The sequence below is a fragment of the Enterococcus sp. DIV1639a genome (genome assembly GCF_050530445.1).
In the GTDB taxonomy this organism is placed as follows: domain Bacteria; phylum Bacillota; class Bacilli; order Lactobacillales; family Enterococcaceae; genus Enterococcus_B; species Enterococcus_B hirae.
This window is the reverse complement of sequence record NZ_CP172886.1, coordinates 2263208-2280914: the sequence shown is the minus strand read 5'-3', so window position 1 is coordinate 2280914 and position 17707 is coordinate 2263208. Positions and strand designations below refer to the sequence as shown.

Below are 17707 nucleotides of genomic sequence, written 5' to 3'. Positions count from 1 at the left end.
GCCCTGTGATTAATTTCGCAGGGCTTTTTTTGTTGAAAGGGGGAATTGATATGCACCAGTCTTTCATGATGGCTGCGATTGAAGAGGCAAAAAAAGGAAAGAGAAATACCTTTACCAATCCATTAGTTGGAGCAGCGATTGTAAAAGAAGGAAAGCTACTCTCACTAGGTGCCCATTTACAATATGGCGAGTCCCACGCTGAAGTAAATGCTATTCAAAATTGTGATTCCCCCGAAGAACTGTTTAATTCAACTCTATATGTTACCTTAGAACCTTGTAACCACCAAGGGAAACAGCCGCCTTGTACGCAAGCTATTATTCAGTCTGGTATCTCAACGGTAGTCATAGGTCAACTTGACCCAAATCCTTTAGTAGCAGGAAAAGGGAAAGAATTTTTACAAAATCATGGGATCAAAGTAATTGTAGGTGTGGAAGAAGAGAAATGTAGAGCACTGAACCCTTTTTATAACCATTTTTTTGAAAGGGATCGTCCCTATATCACATTAAAACAAGCTATTACACTAGATGGAAAGATTTGTTTAAAGGAAGGTTCGCGGTACTCAATAACAGGTACAGAGGCAATCTCAAGAGTACGGAAAGAGCGAGGAGAACATCAAGGAATCGTAGTGGGAAGCGAAACCGTTCTAGTTGATAACCCTATTTTGTTGCCTGATATCGTAACTAACTTTCCACCAGTGCGCATTGTTTTGGATCGTAGAGGGCGGGTTCTTAAAAATCCTAAACTCAATCTTTTTCAAACGACAACAAATCCAGTCTGGATATTTACGGAAAACCCTAAGCTAAAGGAACTGTTTCCCCATGTAACTATTTTTTATACGCCTAAGTTTTCTTTTACCTTCTTTATTGAGACCATGAAAAAAAGAGGTGTTCAGTCGCTGTATGTAGAAGGTGGAGCGAAAATTCATGATGCTTTTTTAGCAGAAAATCTCTGGGATGAAGTCATCAGTTATATTGCGCCCAAACTTTTTGGTGGAAAAAGTCCGATGTCCTTTCATAGTGAACGTTTAGTTTCTAAAGAACAACAATTAGTATTTTTGGAAGTTGAACAGCTTGGAAAAGACATTCGAGTTAGGGGGAAACGAAAGCAATGTTCACAGGATTAATCGCCGAGCAAGGAAAAGTCAAAGAAATTAGACGAAACCAACAAATGATCCAACTCACTTTCCAAGCTTCAAACAGTATACTAAGTGATTACAAAATTGGAGATAGCATGGCAGTCAATGGCGTGTGTTTAACTGCTATTGAGGTTTCAAGCACATTTTTTAAAGCTGAAATAATGCCTGAAACTTTTAAACGGACTACTTTCTCCACCGTAAAAGTTGGAGAGAGGGTAAATCTAGAACGAGCAGTTTTGATGACACAACGCTTTGAAGGACATTTTATTTCGGGACATATTGATACTGTTACAAGATTGATCAAGAAAATAGAGAATCAAAACGCATTAATTTTGACGTTTGCTTATCCAACCAAATATGCAGGTGAAATCATTCCGCAAGGATCAATTGCAATTAATGGAGTAAGTTTAACGGTTACGGAAACAACAACAGCAAGCTTTTCTGTTAGCCTGATTCCACATTCTAAATCCTTAACAAATCTGGGGAATTTAGGTGTAGGACATCTTGTGAATATAGAAACGGATATCGTTGGGAAATATGTAAAGGCACAGAGAAATAAATTTGAGATGTACAAGGAGAAGGACTTATTATGAGGAATATTACTGAAGCAATAAAGACCTTGAAAAAGGGCGGATTAATCATTGTAGCTGATGATGAAGATAGAGAATCAGAAGGAGATTTGGTTGGTTTAGCCGAATATGTGACACCTGAGGCAGTAAATTTCATGACCAAATTTGGTCGAGGATTAATCTGTGTGCCGATTTCTAATGACATTGCGCAACGCTTATCTTTAGAAGAAATGACAACTCATAATACTGATGTGTTTGGTACAGCTTTTACGATTAGTGTGGATCATAAACATACGAAGACTGGTATTTCAGTATTTGATCGAGCTACTTCCATTAAAGCATTGGCTGATCCTCATTCGAAAACAAGTGATTTTCTTAGACCAGGACATATTTTTCCTTTGATTAGTGTAGATGGCGGAACGCTTATACGTCGAGGACACACCGAAGCTGCAATTGATTTAGCCAAATTAGCTAATAGTGTAGAGGCTGCTTATATTTGTGAGATTCTGAAAGAAGATGGAACGATGGCAAGAATGAAAGATCTGACCCGTTTATCTGAAGAATGGCAATTACCCTTAATTACGATTGATGAGTTGGTAAATTATTTAGAAGAAAATAGTCATATAACCGTAAATTTACCAACAGATTATGGTGATTTCAAATTGACTATTTATGAAGACGGAGAAAAACGGGAGCATCTATTGTTAACAAAGGGAGATATTCAAAATAGTCAGTTTCCTACATTAGTCCGAGTTCATTCGGAATGTCTAACTGGTGATGTCTTCGGGTCTCAGCGTTGCGATTGTGGGGAACAGTTACATGAAGCGATGAGAATGATCGAGGAAGAGGGGACTGGAGCTATTCTTTATCTTCGTCAAGAAGGCCGCGGAATCGGATTGAGGAATAAGTTAAAAGCGTATCAATTGCAGGAAAAAGGATTGGATACTTATGAAGCAAATACTGAATTGGGCTTTGCTCCGGATGAACGGGATTATCACTTTGCAGCAGAAATTTTAAAATCAATTGGTGTAACGTCCATTCGTTTACTTACAAACAATCCCGATAAAGTAATAGAGTTACAACAAGATGGAATTACGATTGTCGATAGGGTGCCAATTGAAACCGTTCCGAAAAAGGAAAACCAAGCCTATTTAAAAACAAAAAAAGATAAGTTTCACCATTACTTATCAGTATAAAAATAAAGGAGCAAGAAAATGACAATTTTTGAAGGAAATTATTCTCCAAAGGATCTTCGAATCGGAATTGTAGTCGCGCGTTTTAATGAATTTATCAATCAAAAATTATTACAAGGAGCTTTGGATAATTTAAAAAGGCACGGTGTGAAAGAAGAACAAATTGATATTTATTGGGTACCAGGAGCTTTTGAAATTCCTTTTATTACCAAAAAGCTCAGCAAAAAGGACAGTTACGATGGGTTGATTACGTTGGGGACAGTTATCAGAGGTGCAACTACTCATTATGAATTGGTTTCCAATGAGGTAGCCAAAGGAGTCGCACATATTAACCTGGAGTCCAATATTCCAGTGATGTTCGGGGTATTAACCACGGAATCCATTGAACAAGCAATTGAACGAGCAGGGACGAAAGCAGGGAATAAAGGCAGTGAAGCTGCGCAAGGGTTAATTGAGATGATTTCTCTTTCACAACAAATTTAAGAATTCCTATTTTTTAGAGTATGATGAGTTTACTGTGTAAATAGCATTCTTCAGTTTACTAAATGTAACAAACGTAAATATTAATCTTAGTATGTTTTGCTTGAAATAGATACATTAAAGCGACCACCTAAAGTTAGACCAAAAAATCTAACTTTAGGTGGTCGCTATACAAATTGACACTATTTTTTTGAGGGGATTTTTTTGAATCGCTCTTTTAAACGAGTTGGTAACAAGAAACTTAAAAGAGTAAAAGGTATCGATACAATGTACCAAAAAATCGTTCGGCCAATCCCATAGCGTTGGTAAAGTTTTTGCAACATCAAATGGAGTAGCACTAACCCAGCGAATAAACTGCTATAAAGGAACCAAGGATTATCGAGATGTGAGAGCGTTCTTAACGACATGATCGTTGCAGGGTAAAAATAAAAGAAACCAGCAACTAAAGTGACTCGCCAATTTTTGGTGAAAGTACTGAGATTCAATAGAAAGAAAAGCGCAGATAAAATGATACCTAGAGGAGGAAAAAGGCTGATTAAAAAAGCATAAATGGCTCCCCATAGAATCATTCCGGGACCTTTGATCAGTGCAACTAGCAGAATCAAGCTAAACAACAAAAGCAACTGTTGAGTGAAAGTAGCAAGAATAAATGTCCCGAACAAAATCAGCGTGAACCAATGCCAAAGTGATTGTTGTTGTGATTTTCTGGAAATGGCAAAATGATCCTTTAGGAAAGATGCCAGTTTTGGGTAAGAACGATTAAATTCCATAATTGGTCCTCCTTTATCTAACCTACATTAATTATAAGTGAGGAGAATGGAGGATTCATAGGTCTAAGGTGGTATCTTTCAATAAATTTACTGAAAAAAATGATGGTAAAACAAAATATTCTCCGTTATACTGAAAATTATATTAAAAACTGCGGGGAAAAGGGGAATGTGAATGAAAGGCAAGTTAAAACGAGAGATCAACTTATTTGGCGCATTAGCAACTGTTATGGGAACTGTAATTGGGGCAGGAGTTTTCTTTAAAACAGCGGCTGTTACGGCAAGTACACAATCGACTAGTTTGACCTTATTGGCATGGCTATTAGGAGGATTTTTAACGATCTGTGCTGGTCTAACGGTAGCTGAGTTAGCAACTGCTATCCCAGAAACGGGTGGTGCAGTCAAATATATTGAAGCCGCTTATGGAAAATTACCGAGCTTTTTACTGGGTTGGTCCCAAAGCTTGATTTATTTTCCAGCGAATATTGCGGCGCTTTCGATTATTTTTGCGACACAAATGACGAACTTATTACAAATATCTACGGATTATCTTCTATTAATTGCGATTATTACTGCTATTTCTGTTACTGGTTTGAATTTACTAGGAACAAAAGTGGGTACGACTGTCCAGTCTGCGACACTGATTATCAAATTGATTCCATTAGCTGTCATCGTTATTTGGGGACTGTTGACACCAGGTAGTGGAACGATCCAACTATTCCCATTCGAAGCAGGGAAAGATGTGTCTTTTGCAGAAGGCTTGAGTAGTGCTTTGTTAGCGACTTTATTCGCTTATGATGGCTGGCTTGGTGTCGGTGCAATGGCGGGGGAAATGAAACGTCCCGAAAAAGATTTACCTAAAGCAATTATTTTAGGGTTAAGTTTTGTAACAGTGGTTTACTTATTGATCAACTTTGTTTTCTTAAAAACTCTGCCAATTGATCAGATTGCAGGTAACCTTAATGCAGCATCTGATGCATCAGCGGTTATTTTTGGAAATATCGGTGGAAAGATCGTGACGATCGGTATCTTGATTTCTGTTTATGGGGCACTGAATGGGTACACGTTGACCGGAATCCGTATTCCTTATGCGATGGCTTTGGAAGGTGAGTTACCTTTTAGTAAACAGTTAACGAAATTATCAAAAAAATTCACAGTGCCATATGTTCCAGCACTTTTTCAATTAGTGATTGCGTGCATTATGATGAGTTTAGGTTCATTCGACTTTTTAACTGATATGCTAATTTTTGTTATGTGGCTGTTTAGCTTATTGATATTTATCGGTGTATTTGTTTTAAGAAAAAAACAACCAGACTTACCAAGACCATACAAAGTACCTTTGTATCCAGTGATTCCATTGATTGCAATCTTTGGCGCTGTCTTTATTTTAGGGATGACTTTATTTACTCAAACAGCTTTGGCAATGATCGGGATCGTTGTCACATTACTAGGTATCCCAGTGTATTATTACAAGAAAAAACAAGTCGAGCGTTAATTTAATAGTCATGTAAAAGGACTTAAGAGAGGAAACTTGCTTAAGTCCTTTTATTTACAACTAGAAATTTGCATTTCAATAAATTTGACCTGATTTTCGTCTTTCCTACTTCTGCCATAGCAACTTATATGCTAAAGTAATGAAGAAAAGGAGCGATAAAAAATGATATTTGATTCTCATACCCATTTGAATGCGGAACAATTTAATGATGATATTCCTGAAACTATTGAACGGGCCAAAGAGTTGGGCGTGACAAAAATGGCGGTAGTAGGTTTCGATACCCCAACGATCGAAAAATCATTACAGCTTAGTCACGATTATTCAAACATATATAGTATTATTGGTTGGCATCCTACTGAAGCAGGAAGTTATACTAAAGACGTTGAGAAAAAATTACAAGAGCAATTAACGATGCCGAAAGTGGTAGCGTTAGGTGAAATCGGCTTAGATTATTACTGGATGGAAGATCCGAAAGAAGTGCAAGCTGAAGTTTTTCGTAGACAAATTGCGATTGCGAAAGAAATGAATCTGCCGATCAGTATCCATACCAGGGAAGCGTTAGCAGATACTTATCAAATTTTAAAAGAAGAAGATATTCGTGATATTGGTGGAATCATGCACAGTTTTAGTGGCGATTTTGAATGGGCCAAACGATTTCTTGATTTAGGAATGCACATTTCATTTAGTGGGGTCGTGACTTTCAAAAAAGCGCAAGATGTTCAAGAAGCAGCCACTCATGTTCCACTCGATCGATTGCTAGTAGAAACGGATGCGCCTTACTTAGCTCCAGTACCTTATCGTGGGAAACGAAACGAGCCAGGTTATACCCGTTATACAGTTGAAAAAATTGCCGAATTACGTAATCTTCCGGTAGAAGAAGTGGCGCTCCAAACTTGGAAAAATGCTCATCGTCTATTTAGGATCGCTGAAAATGACTAAATTAAAAATCCAAGAAATTGTAGTCGTTGAGGGAAAAGACGATACTAGAAGACTCCAAGAAGTAGTCGACGTCGACACGATCGAAACGATTGGTTCAGCGATCAATGATGAAATACTCATGCAGATTGAACATGCGCAGGAAACACGTGGTGTAATCATCTTTACTGATCCTGATTTTTCGGGCGAGAAAATCCGCAAGACGATCATGGAAGTCGTTCCTCAGGCAAAACATGCTTTCTTACCTCGTCAGCAAGCACGTCCCAAAAAACAAGGAAGTCTTGGCGTTGAACATGCTAGTGACGAGGCCATCTTAGAAGCATTGAAAAAAGTAATCACCCCATCTTTTGAGGAAGACGAAACGGAAATTACTAGACAAGTGCTGATTTCTCATGGTTTAATAGCGGGAGCGCAAGCAAAAGAAAAACGTGAAAAATTAGGGGACGAATTAAGAATTGGTTATACCAATGGGAAACAACTGGAGAAGCGTTTAAAAATGTTTCGGATCACACCAGAAGAATTTGCCCAAGCAATGAAAAAAGTGGAGGAACAACATGAGTGAACAGCGTGATATTGCGACACCTTCTAGAACAAAAGAAATCTTATTGAAACATGGATTTTCATTTAAAAAAAGTTTAGGTCAAAATTTTTTGACTGAGCCAAATATCTTAAGAAAAATCGTGGAAACTGGCGAAATCGATCAACAAACAAATGTCATCGAAGTTGGTCCAGGTATTGGAGCGTTGACGGAACAACTAGCACGTAATGCCAATCAAGTTGTTGCCTTTGAAATCGATGATCGCTTGATTCCTGTGTTAAAAGATACGTTAGCTCCTTATCCTAATGTGACTATTGTTCATCAAGATATTTTAAAAACTAATTTAGATCAGGCAGCAACAACCTATTTTGAACAAGCTTTACCGATCAAAGTTGTTGCAAATTTACCTTATTATATTACGACACCGATCATGATGCATTTCTTAGAATCAGATCTGCAAGTAGAAGAAATGGTTGTGATGATGCAAAAAGAAGTCGCTGACCGTATTTCTGCTAAGCCTGGTACAAAAGCATATGGCTCATTATCAATCGCTGTACAGTATTTTATGGAAGCATCTGTTGCTTTCATCGTACCTAAGACTGTTTTTGTTCCGCAACCGAATGTCGATTCAGCTATCTTGAAACTAACCAGAAGAAAGCAACCAGCTGTAGCGGTTACTGATGAAAAGGCATTTTTCCGATTGACAAAAGCAGCGTTTCAGCAACGAAGAAAAACATTATGGAATAACTTACAATCTTCATATGGCAAAGATGAAGCAACGAAAGCTTGGTTAACGACTAGTTTAGAAAAAGCTAACATCGATCCTAAACGTCGTGGAGAAACCCTCTCATTAGCCGAATTTGCTGCATTAAGTAATGCAATGGAAGAGCTGAGCGAGAAAAATTAAGTTCTAATCTAATTCAATAAAGAAAGCAAAACGCCTAAAAGTCTAGCATGCTAGCTTTTAGGCGTTTTGTTTATCTAAGTCCAATAAAATGAGTTGGATGGTCATCACTAATTGAAAAATAAGTAAATGACTACTGTAACCCGATTCCTGTAATCTCAGTTTAAGATCATAATCGTTCATGTATTTAAGAATGGCTAACGGTTTAGACCGAAAAATAGTTTCTTATGAAAATAAATTTTTTTAGAATAAAACGATACTATAATCATAAATGAACACGATGAATTTTTAGAACTTATTTTGATTACTAAGGAGAAAGAAGGGTGAGGTAATGAACAAAATGAACCAATCGATTGTTTTGGGGTTAACATTGATTACCGTTGGCGGATCAATTGCCCCTGTTTCCAATGTATTTGCTTCAGAAAAAGCTACAAACTTTACCGCCACAAACGAATTTGACAAATACTACAACGATTTATCAAATGAAAAGAAAGCAGAATTTGAACGATTAGTATCCGGTGCTCACTTATCCCAAGTGGAGCAATTACAAATATTAAAAGAAAAATACGAGTCCGATAGACAACCAACTCCTCGCTGGAAAATTGCCGTCATTAAAAAGATAGCCAAATGGTTAGTAGCTAAAACAGGTGAAAAAACGGTAAGTGATGTTACTAATTACTTATTCGAATGGCAAGATAATTTAGAACAAGGTGCAGAAAATTGGTTAGTGAATCATGGGTGGAATAGAACCGCAGCTCATTGGACTGTTAAGACTGCTAGCTTCATTTTCTTATAGGATGAGTGTAAGAAAATGAAAGGAACAAAGAGACTGATTTTTTGGGGACTGACACTATTTTTTTGTGTATCTAATTTCATTAGATTATTCATTAATGATGATTTTGGAAAAACAGTAAGAGTTTATTTCAGGGATGTTCCTGCCTATCTAAAAGTAATTTTTTTTATCGTGTTCATACTGTTGTTTTGGTGGAGCTATCCTTATAAAAAAGAAAAAAATTTTTTTGATTGAAGTAAAACAACCAAAAATAAACCTGTCATAAACTTCAGTGAGGGTGGACGGGTTTATTTTTGTATTAAAATCAGCAACCATTAAAATGGACTATACTTCAAGAGGGTGAGCCCAGTGTATCTCGTTGTTTTAGTGTATACCTTAGGGTAGGGAATTAGAATGATACTGGGGCTAAATAGGGTTCCAGGAAATATTGTTGTTGACATGTACATAGGGCGTACTTCTTTTTTGTATTTATCTTTCATCTATATAGACAAAAATTGAAGGAGATGATGTAGCTAGCAGAGACTGTAGTTTAAAACATATTTCTTGTATAAGCTTCATTCAAAATTTACTTTATCTGGTGTCGGATAATTGAATACATGAAAAAGGCTCATTCAACATTTTTCTGATTGATGTGTCTTGACACATCTTGTTGTTAAAGTTAAAATAAGACATCATAAATGTGTCAAGACACATTAGGAGAGAAAAAAATGAAAAAAAAATCAGTACGATCCCTGACTATTTCTGCCTTGTTGATAGCTATGGGGGTCATTATTCCAATGGTTATGCCAAAAATCATGATTCCACCTGCTTCTTTTACTTTGGCTTCTCATGTACCCATATTTATTGCGATGTTTTTTTCACCAGGAATTGCGATTACCGTTGCTTTGGGTACAACATTTGGCTTCTTTTTGACCACACCAGTAATTATTGCGCTGCGTGCATTATCTCATTTGATTTTTGCAGTGATTGGTTCTTGGTATTTGCAAAAGAAACCAGAAATCGTTTTAAAAAATGGCCAATTTACTTTAGCCAACTGGCGCTTCCAAAGTTTCAATTTTGTGATAGGTATCATTCATTCGATTGCGGAAATGTTAGTGGTTAGTGTCTTTTTCTTTGTAGGGAACATGCCAGAAACTTATTATTCTGAAGGCTATTTTTATACAGTCTTTATCCTAATGGGGATTGGTGGGTTGATCCATAGTTTAGTCGATTACAATATTGCTTATTTTGTAGCCGGAACATTGAGCAAATACTTTGATATTCCAGTTTTCACTAAAGCTAAGCAAGTAAGTCAGAAGACACCTTCAACGAAATCAATCAAGAAAATGGCTTGAAAAAAGTACCATTATCAATCAGTTTTTCCTCTTTAACTAGAGATAACTCCTTTAAAATGAATAAGCCGAAAGTGCTGTGTATGAACACAGCATTTTCGGCTTATTTGTTATAGTTCTAGCTTTTGGCATAGTTTCTGCCAAAATTTACATCAAAAGCTGATTTTTTAATTTTTATGGCAATCCGATCACTTCTTCAGTTGATTTGTCAAAGAAATGTCCTTTGCTGATATTGAATGCTAAGTCGACCATTTCCCCTGGTTTATGGAAGTCACGTGCATCGACTTTTGAAATAAATTCAGTTGTACCTGTTCGGGTATAAAGCATGGTTTCTGCACCTAACAATTCTGATACAACAACTTCTGAATGAACAACTGCTTCGGGTTGTGCTTCTAACACCACTTGTTCACTGTGGATATCTTCAGGGCGAATACCAAAAACAACTTCTTTCCCTTCATAGCCTTTTTCAACTAAGACTTTGTTTTTTCCTTCAGGGATTTTTAATTTTAAGCCATGACCGTCACTGATTACTCCATTGTTTAAAGTAACGTTGAAGAAGTTCATTGCGGGTGAACCGATAAAGCCTGCGACGAACATATTGACTGGTGTGTCATACACTTCTTTTGGCGTACCGATCTGTTGGATAAAGCCATCTTTCATGATAACGATACGATCTGCCATCGTCATTGCTTCTGTTTGGTCGTGGGTTACATAGATGGTTGTTGTTTCTAAACGTTGATGGAGTTTGGCGATCTCAGCACGCATCGCTACCCGTAATTTTGCATCTAAGTTTGATAATGGTTCATCCATCAAGAAAACTTTTGCATCACGAACGATGGCACGTCCTAAAGCAACCCGTTGACGTTGGCCACCTGAGAGAGCAGCAGGTTTACGTTTCAAATATTCAGTAAGCCCTAAAATTTCAGCAGCATTTTCTACCCGTTTTTTGATGTCTGCTTTGTCATACTTTCTCAACTTCAACCCAAAAGCCATATTGTCAAATACAGTCATGTGTGGGTATAACGCATAGTTCTGGAATACCATAGCGATATCACGATCTTTTGGTGCTACATCGTTCATCACTTTACCGCCGATGCTTAATTCTCCTTCCGAGATATCTTCTAGCCCAGCAATCATTCTTAATGTAGTTGATTTTCCACAACCAGAAGGTCCAACAAAGACAATAAATTCACGATCATCGATTGCTAAGTTAAAATCCGTTACGGAATAATTTTCTGCGTTGTCATATTGTTTGTATACATGTTTCAGTGCCATTTCTACCATGATTCATTCCACGCTTTCTGTTTAGTTTTAATGTTGAATTAAGTATAAATGAAAGCGTTATCTACGCTCAATGGCAACTTGAACAAGAATTGATTGTCTTTTTGGGCAATATGCTACACCTTGAGGTAAAATAGAGTAGGAACAAGATGTTGAGAGAGGAAAGGATGATCAATATGAAAATTGCTTTAATTGCTCATGACCGCAAAAAGCCCTTGATGATCAAGTTGACAACCGCCTATAAGGCAATCCTGGAAAAACATGAATTATTCGCAACTGGGACAACAGGTGGTAAAATCACCGAAGCAACTGGCTTAAAAGTCCATCGCTTTAAATCCGGTCCTTTAGGTGGTGACCAACAAATTGGTGCAATGATCTCAGAAGATCAATTAGACCTCGTGATTTTTCTGCGAGATCCGTTGGCTGCACAGCCTCATGAACCGGATGTGACTGCACTGATCCGCTTATCGGATGTTTACGAAATTCCTTTAGCGACCAATATTGGAACAGCAGAAGTACTGTTGCGAGGACTAGAAGCTGGCTTTCTGGATTTCCGTACTGTAGTTCATGAGTTAGAGAATCGACCGTTGTCTCTGGAATAAAATTCGTTATTTACTATTGATCGTCCATTTATGTTCGTTGAATGTGTGATTTTTCACGAACATGAATTACTTTTTATTCAGGAATGTATGTTTTTTATTTACAGTCGTGTGTAATCTATGCTATAGTTTTGCTGGGAATGACTTCCCAAAAATAAACAGAGTAGAAAATAAAGCGTTAAGTGCTGAGAGGATGGGATGTTGCCTCTTTGACGAAGGACAAGTTGTTCGCGGTTTTATTTTCGCATTCGCTGCATGTAGGATGTAGCAGCTCTTAAAGGAGATGCTAAGAAATGAAGAAAAATCGGTTAGACGCACGCATGATCGCTATCATGGGATTGTTGATTGCTTTGATGGTCACTTTATCCCGTTTGGTATCGATCGAAACCCCTTTTGTGAAGATCAGTGTCACATTTATTCCACAAATGATCATGGGGATTTTATTTGGCCCGTTTTGGTCTGGAATTGGGGGTGTATTAGCTGACTTAGTAGGAATGGCGTTATTTTCAAAAACAGCTTTCTTCATTGGTTTTACTTTGAATGCCTTTATTGAAGGAGCAATTTATGGTTTCTTTTTTTATCGAAAAGAGATTACTTGGAAAAATTCGCTATTAGCTACACTTTCGGTCACGCTGATCATTAATTTGCTATTGACTCCTTTGTGGCTAGCGATGATGTATCATGTTCCATTATTTAGTTGGATCGTCTGGGCACCAAGGTTATTAAAAACAGTCGTTTGGATTCCTATTCAAACCATTGCGATGTATTACGTCGGACGTAGTATTCCATACAAAAAGATTTTAAGAAGTATGACTCTTCACGCAAAATAGTCAACTCAGAAAACAAAGAAGCAACCTTCCCATCCCAGAAGGTTGCTTCTTTTGCTTATTTATTGTAAGAAAGGAGACGTTTATTTCTATAAAATAGTGAACAACGATTGAAAGAGATGATATATGGCCATACCACCTAGAATACTACTGATGATGGTCAAAAGGATTGTGACACTTTTAGAGGGCTTTGTTAATGAAAGATAGTAATAGGCAAGCCCAATTTGAAGATTGAAGTAGAAAATAGCACTTCCAGATCTAAAATTAGGGAAAAGTGTCATAATAATATTTATACACAGTGATATCTTTAACAATTCTTTGTACCAATTCTTTTTAGCCATTTAGGATAAACTCCTTGATTGCTTTTTCATTTTTTAGGCCAATTATTCGATCAATAACTTTCCCATCCACAATTTTTATTATGGCCGGGACAGAATTAATTCCTAAGCTGTCAGCCATTATTTCCAACTTATCCTCATTCTCTTTACGAGCGTTATCTGTATTATAATATCCCATAGATTGGTGCTGGTTGTTTAGTACTTTTCGCAAAATAGGCTCAAATTCTTTACATTGGGGGCATGTAGGTCTCCCTACATAAACAAATAAAGTATCCTTTCCATTCATTATTTTTTCTAAAGAAATACTATCCACTTCATATAAACCTTCTTTAGATGTTGCCATTTGAGTATAGACATATAAAATAGTAGGTAAACTAAAAATAATTAAAATGAAACACATTTTTTTTGATTAATATTTATCATAAACACAACCAGTTTATAATTTAAAACATGCGACTACTCCACCGATGGTACCACCAGCAAGAGCGACAAAACCTGTTATACAAGCAGCACATACTAATGGAACTGCAAGACAAGCAGCAGCACATGTAGGGGCAATGATGTTAGCAACTGCACGGCTTATTCCTAAAACAATTGCTAGACAGGCTGCTTTTTCAGCCATTCCACGGGCTTGCTTCAAATGAAGAAACTCACTTTGAACTTCTTGTAACTGTTTTTTCAATTCATTATTTGGTATAAATTTATCTTCAAGAATTTGGTGAGTCATTTCTTCGCCATTGGAAAATGTTCTAATCTCGAAAGTATCTTCTTCTGATTGAGTGATCAAAGATTCTTGGACTCCCTTAATGTTGTACATCATATCAAAGATTACCGTAACACTGCTGAATAGATTATAGTGTTCATTTGTGATTGGTACAGTCAATGAATAATAATCTTTATTTTCTCCATTTTCACTTATAATTTGTAACGCTGTAGCATTGTCCAATGTTAAATATTTTTCTGAAACATGTAATTGAATAGTAGAGTCAAGTTTAGATGAAAATACGTCCATTAGTTTGTTTTTTTCTTTCGAGCTAATTTCTTTTGCTGTTTCAGACAAAATGACCATATTTTTAACGATTGATGTAGCTTCTTTCGAATTTATACCAGGAACCGTCACTGGATTGCTTTCAAAATAGGTACTAATCGTTTGTGTCATTGGCACATAGTCAGTCTCTTGAATCATCTCTGCATTGACAATCATAGAAAAGTTAGGAATGATAAAGGAAGCTAGAGTTATAACAGCAATAAGACTTATAATGAATTTGTTTTTTTACATATTTTTTTAATTCCTTTCGATGATCCAGTTTAAGTAAAAAATAGTTACTCTTAGTCGTGTGAATTCTTACATAACATTTCTTTTTTGTACTTTGCAGTAAAAATAAGCACTTTATAACAATTTAGTGAATAAAACATAATCACCAAATAACTATATTCACAAATCTCCTGATATTTTCTCCTTTACTATTATTTAAAGCGCTTTTATTGCTTGTATCCATAGTATAGAATGAAAACGAGTAAATTATTTTATATGGTATCAATAGTCACATTGAATTTAAAAAAGGAAGTGAACGACGAATGGAAATTCATGAATTACTACGTAAATTTCGAAAGGAAAGGGGGTTATCTCAAAAAGAGTTAGCACATAAAATAACTTATAGAGAATCTTTAGTAAAATACGAAAGTGGTAAAAATCAGATTCCATTGATTCCTTTATTAGCTTTTTTAAAAAAGATGAACATTGAGTTAGACGAATGTTTATTTTATTTAAATAAAATAAACGGAAATCATCCAAGACAAAAGTTAAATCAGCTACTTAGTCAATTGGAAGATGTCAAGTTACCAATTGACGACCGATTAAGAAATTTAGAATTAGATATCAAAAAAACAAAAAGCATTGTTGATAAGCGGAATTATCTAATAGCTAAAGGCTATCAATGGCATTTACTACCGAATGATGAAAGAAAGTTTACCCTACATGATAAGGTTTATATCAAAGCGATCATGAACCATCTAGAAAAAGTAGCAGAATATGGTCGTTTTGAAATAGTCACATTTACTTCACTGGCTTTTCTTTTTACAACAGAATTTATTCAAATGCAAGCTTCGAAAGTAGAAAGAATGGGTGATAACGAAAATTTTCTCTCTTCACTTTGCACGTTGTATCATGTTCTCTTTCTTTTAATGCTAGAAAGAAAAGAAAGCGGCTATTCAAAAGAATATTTAGAAAAATTAAAGATGGTTCGAGGTAGACTAGTGACACCACAAAAAACAGAGGTACACGAAAGGTTTAACGATTTGCTACTGAATAGCTTGGTCGAGCGTACAACTAATCCTAAGCAATTAACAGATTTTTTTAAGGGGATTAGGTTAATTGGTGCAACTCAACTTGAAGAGGAGTTTCTTTTAGCTTTAAAAAAATATGAGAGACTTTATGGTCTTTCTCTTTTACCTTCAATTATAGAATAAAAACCGTTGGTAGTAAGGAAGTTTTGGGCAGCTAAGCTATTTAAAGATGAGCTAGGGATGAAATGTTTTGCTTTTGTTTTTTTATGAAGAAGTATAGTTTTGATAACCATTTACATATAAAGTGAGTCATGTCGCAAAGACGTTGTTCATGTTTTAGGAGTGAATGAATAGGTTCTTTTAATGATTTTCTCTAATAAAATAATAACTGTCCCACAAAAGTTAGTGAAAAACTAGCTCTTGAGGGACAGTTACACTGATTTATTACAACTACTTTTTGATTGAGTTAACTATTTTTAGTAAACTGCGCTTGATATAGTTGATGGTAGTACCCGTCTTTTTGTAGTAATTCATCGTGGGTACCCATCTCAACGATGGCGCCTTGCTCCATGACTAAGATTTGATCAGCATTTTTGATTGTCGATAAACGATGGGCAATCACAAAGCTCGTTTTGCCTTCCATCATTGTTAAAAAGGCATCTTGAATTTTCTTTTCCGTCAAAGTATCGACTGAACTAGTTGCTTCATCTAGGATCAACATAGGAGGGTTGCTGATCATTGTACGGGCGATCGTTAACAATTGTCTTTGTCCGTCAGAGATTTTCAGTCCTTGTCCGCCGATTTTTGTTGCTAACTTTTCAGGCAAGCGTTCCACAAATTCATACATATACGAAGCTTTGAGTGCTTGATTGATTTCTTCATCACTAGCATCTGGATTGCCATACTGTAGATTTTCTTTTAACGTACTGTCAAAGAGCCAAGTATCTTGTAAAACCATTCCAAAGCTTTTTCGCAAGCTATCTCTTTGGATATCTCGAATATCATACCCGTCGATCGTAATGGTTCCACCTGTCGCATCATAAAAACGCATCAACAGGTTAACTAACGTGGATTTACCAGCACCAGTCTTACCTACAATCGCAATCGTTTGCCCTGGTTTAGCAACAAAACTGAAATTTTCGATCAATCGTTGACTTGGTTCATAAGAAAAGGATACATGATTGAACGCTACTTCACCTTTGATTGTTGCTGGATTCAACGCATAAGCATTAGGTTCATCTGGTGTTTCTTCGGGTTGATCGATGAGTTCAAAGGCACGTTCTAATCCAGAAAAAGCGGTTTGGATCTGTGTCGTGATTCCAGAAAGTTCAATAAACGGTTTAGAAAACTGACTAGAATAGATCGTGAAACTAGAGATCACACCGACTGTAATGGCTGAGCCACTTCTTAATGCTAGTAAACCACCAACTAATCCAATCGAAAGATAAGCCAAGTGATCCACAAAACGAGAAGACGGATTCGTCAAAGAAGAAGAAAATTGGGCACGTTGTCCTTTTTGATAAAGATCAGTGTTCAATGCTTGGAATTGTCGTTGATTCATTTCTTCTTGTTGAAAGGCTTTGACGATTTTCTGATTCCCGATCCGTTCGGTAACAAAGCCAGAGATATTCCCGATAATCTTTTGTTGATTGTCAAAGTCGTTTTGTGATGCACGGGCAACGATCCAACTCACAAGAAAAATGATCGGTGTGGAGCAAATCACGACGAGTGTCAATAACGGGCTAAGGCGTAACATAAATATAAAAGACAAGACGATGATAGCCACGCCGGCAAACATTTGGTTAAACGCCGCAGAGATCGCAATGGAAATATTATCCATATCGTTGGTAAAACGACTAACGATATTCCCGTGTGAATTTTGATCATAGTAACGAAGCGGTAATTTATTCAAACGTGCAAAGGCATCTTTTCTTAATTTTGCTACGGAAAGATAAGCCAAGCGATTACTTAAGACTTGGATCAGCCATTGACTGATCACGTTGATCAATACGATCCCGCCAAATAATAATAAGAGGTGGAACAATTGAGCAAATCGAACTTGACCTGCGCCGATCATTTGGTCAATACTTTGACCAATCTGTAAAGTCATTACCACAGTAGCGATCCCGTTGATGATCCCTAAAAGGATCGCAAACCAGATATCTTTTGAATAGGCTGTAAGGTAAGGAACGAATCGTTTGAGGGTTTTCCAGGATAATTTTTTTGTTTTCATC

Annotated in this window: 18 protein-coding genes and 1 riboswitch; of the genes, 13 read left to right on the top strand and 5 right to left on the bottom strand. The window is 36.6% G+C overall.

The annotated features are described in order from the left end of the window. Window positions 1–50: 50 nt before the first annotated feature. Genes ribD through ribH form a run of 4 tightly spaced genes read left to right on the top strand, consistent with a single transcriptional unit; the run spans window position 51 to window position 3381 of the window. The gene (gene ribD / locus IGJ32_RS10450) at window positions 51–1124 is read left to right on the top strand and encodes a bifunctional diaminohydroxyphosphoribosylaminopyrimidine deaminase/5-amino-6-(5-phosphoribosylamino)uracil reductase RibD (RefSeq protein WP_342082128.1); all 1074 of its coding nucleotides are present in this window, start codon (window positions 51–53) and stop codon (window positions 1122–1124) included. Next, complete coding sequence (gene ribE, locus IGJ32_RS10445) at window positions 1109–1729, top strand: riboflavin synthase (protein WP_088762121.1); 621 nt, start codon at window positions 1109–1111, stop codon at window positions 1727–1729. The genes ribD and ribE overlap by 16 nt, the downstream gene beginning before the upstream one ends. Next, window positions 1726–2901 carry a GTP cyclohydrolase II gene (gene ribA / locus IGJ32_RS10440; protein WP_342082127.1) on the top strand — a complete coding sequence of 392 codons (1176 nt, stop codon included), beginning with the start codon at window positions 1726–1728 and terminating at the stop codon, window positions 2899–2901. The genes ribE and ribA overlap by 4 nt, the downstream gene beginning before the upstream one ends. Before the next feature lie 18 nt (window positions 2902–2919). Continuing rightward, window positions 2920–3381, top strand: coding sequence for a 6,7-dimethyl-8-ribityllumazine synthase (gene ribH, locus IGJ32_RS10435; RefSeq protein WP_010720773.1), 462 nt, complete (start codon window positions 2920–2922; stop codon window positions 3379–3381). Window positions 3382–3560: 179 nt separating this feature from the next. Here ribH and IGJ32_RS10430 read toward each other — a convergent pair whose 3' ends face one another. Further along, window positions 3561–4148 carry a hypothetical protein gene (locus IGJ32_RS10430; RefSeq protein ID WP_088745481.1) on the bottom strand — a complete coding sequence of 196 codons (588 nt, stop codon included), beginning with the start codon at window positions 4146–4148 and terminating at the stop codon, window positions 3561–3563. A gap of 172 nt (window positions 4149–4320) precedes the next feature. On the opposite strand from IGJ32_RS10430, the gene IGJ32_RS10425 reads away from it, so the two are divergent. The 6 genes from IGJ32_RS10425 to IGJ32_RS10400 all read left to right on the top strand — a co-directional run bounded on the left by IGJ32_RS10425 (window position 4321) and on the right by IGJ32_RS10400 (window position 10145). Next, on the top strand, window positions 4321–5640 hold the full coding sequence (locus IGJ32_RS10425) for an APC family permease (protein WP_161651994.1): 1320 nt from the start codon (window positions 4321–4323) through the stop codon (window positions 5638–5640). A gap of 162 nt (window positions 5641–5802) precedes the next feature. Further along, window positions 5803–6579, top strand: a complete 777-nt coding sequence (locus tag IGJ32_RS10420) for a TatD family hydrolase (protein WP_010720770.1) — start codon at window positions 5803–5805, stop codon at window positions 6577–6579. Further along, a complete protein-coding gene (gene rnmV, locus IGJ32_RS10415; RefSeq protein ID WP_010720769.1) occupies window positions 6572–7138 on the top strand; it encodes a ribonuclease M5 in 567 nt (188 codons plus the stop codon). The genes IGJ32_RS10420 and rnmV overlap by 8 nt, the downstream gene beginning before the upstream one ends. Then, entirely contained in the window at window positions 7131–8021 is an 891-nt protein-coding gene (rsmA, locus tag IGJ32_RS10410) for a 16S rRNA (adenine(1518)-N(6)/adenine(1519)-N(6))-dimethyltransferase RsmA (RefSeq protein WP_342082126.1), read from the top strand. The genes rnmV and rsmA overlap by 8 nt, the downstream gene beginning before the upstream one ends. 328 nt (window positions 8022–8349) lie before the next feature. Next, window positions 8350–8814, top strand: a complete 465-nt coding sequence (locus tag IGJ32_RS10405) for a hypothetical protein (RefSeq protein ID WP_342082125.1) — start codon at window positions 8350–8352, stop codon at window positions 8812–8814. A 704-nt stretch (window positions 8815–9518) separates the two neighbouring features. After that, a complete protein-coding gene (locus tag IGJ32_RS10400) occupies window positions 9519–10145 on the top strand; it encodes a hypothetical protein (protein ID WP_010720766.1) in 627 nt (208 codons plus the stop codon). A gap of 171 nt (window positions 10146–10316) precedes the next feature. Here the strand turns inward: IGJ32_RS10400 and IGJ32_RS10395 are convergent, their stop codons facing one another. Continuing rightward, window positions 10317–11426 carry an ABC transporter ATP-binding protein gene (locus tag IGJ32_RS10395; RefSeq protein ID WP_010720765.1) on the bottom strand — a complete coding sequence of 370 codons (1110 nt, stop codon included), beginning with the start codon at window positions 11424–11426 and terminating at the stop codon, window positions 10317–10319. Window positions 11427–11599: 173 nt separating this feature from the next. Here IGJ32_RS10395 and mgsA point away from each other — a divergent pair, with 173 nt between their 5' ends. Together mgsA and IGJ32_RS10385 are read left to right on the top strand one after the other, a co-directional pair. Then, complete coding sequence (gene mgsA, locus IGJ32_RS10390) at window positions 11600–12025, top strand: methylglyoxal synthase (protein ID WP_014834468.1); 426 nt, start codon at window positions 11600–11602, stop codon at window positions 12023–12025. 154 nt (window positions 12026–12179) lie between these two features. After that, window positions 12180–12278: riboswitch (THF riboswitch) on the top strand. Window positions 12279–12315: 37 nt separating this feature from the next. Next, on the top strand, window positions 12316–12852 hold the full coding sequence (locus tag IGJ32_RS10385) for a folate family ECF transporter S component (protein ID WP_010720763.1): 537 nt from the start codon (window positions 12316–12318) through the stop codon (window positions 12850–12852). Between the two features lie 330 nt (window positions 12853–13182). Here IGJ32_RS10385 and IGJ32_RS10380 read toward each other — a convergent pair whose 3' ends face one another. Together IGJ32_RS10380 and IGJ32_RS10375 are read right to left on the bottom strand one after the other, a co-directional pair. Beyond that, window positions 13183–13530 (bottom strand): thioredoxin family protein, encoded by a 348-nt coding sequence (locus IGJ32_RS10380; RefSeq protein WP_242690531.1) that lies wholly within the window; start codon window positions 13528–13530, stop codon window positions 13183–13185. Window positions 13531–13623: 93 nt separating this feature from the next. Beyond that, on the bottom strand, window positions 13624–14346 hold the full coding sequence (locus IGJ32_RS10375; RefSeq protein ID WP_373169205.1) for a hypothetical protein: 723 nt from the start codon (window positions 14344–14346) through the stop codon (window positions 13624–13626). A 419-nt stretch (window positions 14347–14765) separates the two neighbouring features. Here IGJ32_RS10375 and IGJ32_RS10370 point away from each other — a divergent pair, with 419 nt between their 5' ends. Then, entirely contained in the window at window positions 14766–15656 is an 891-nt protein-coding gene (locus tag IGJ32_RS10370; RefSeq protein ID WP_342082123.1) for a helix-turn-helix domain-containing protein, read from the top strand. A gap of 283 nt (window positions 15657–15939) precedes the next feature. Here the strand turns inward: IGJ32_RS10370 and IGJ32_RS10365 are convergent, their stop codons facing one another. Next, window positions 15940–17706, bottom strand: coding sequence for an ABC transporter ATP-binding protein (locus tag IGJ32_RS10365; protein ID WP_010737174.1), 1767 nt, complete (start codon window positions 17704–17706; stop codon window positions 15940–15942). Window position 17707: the final 1 nt, after the last annotated feature.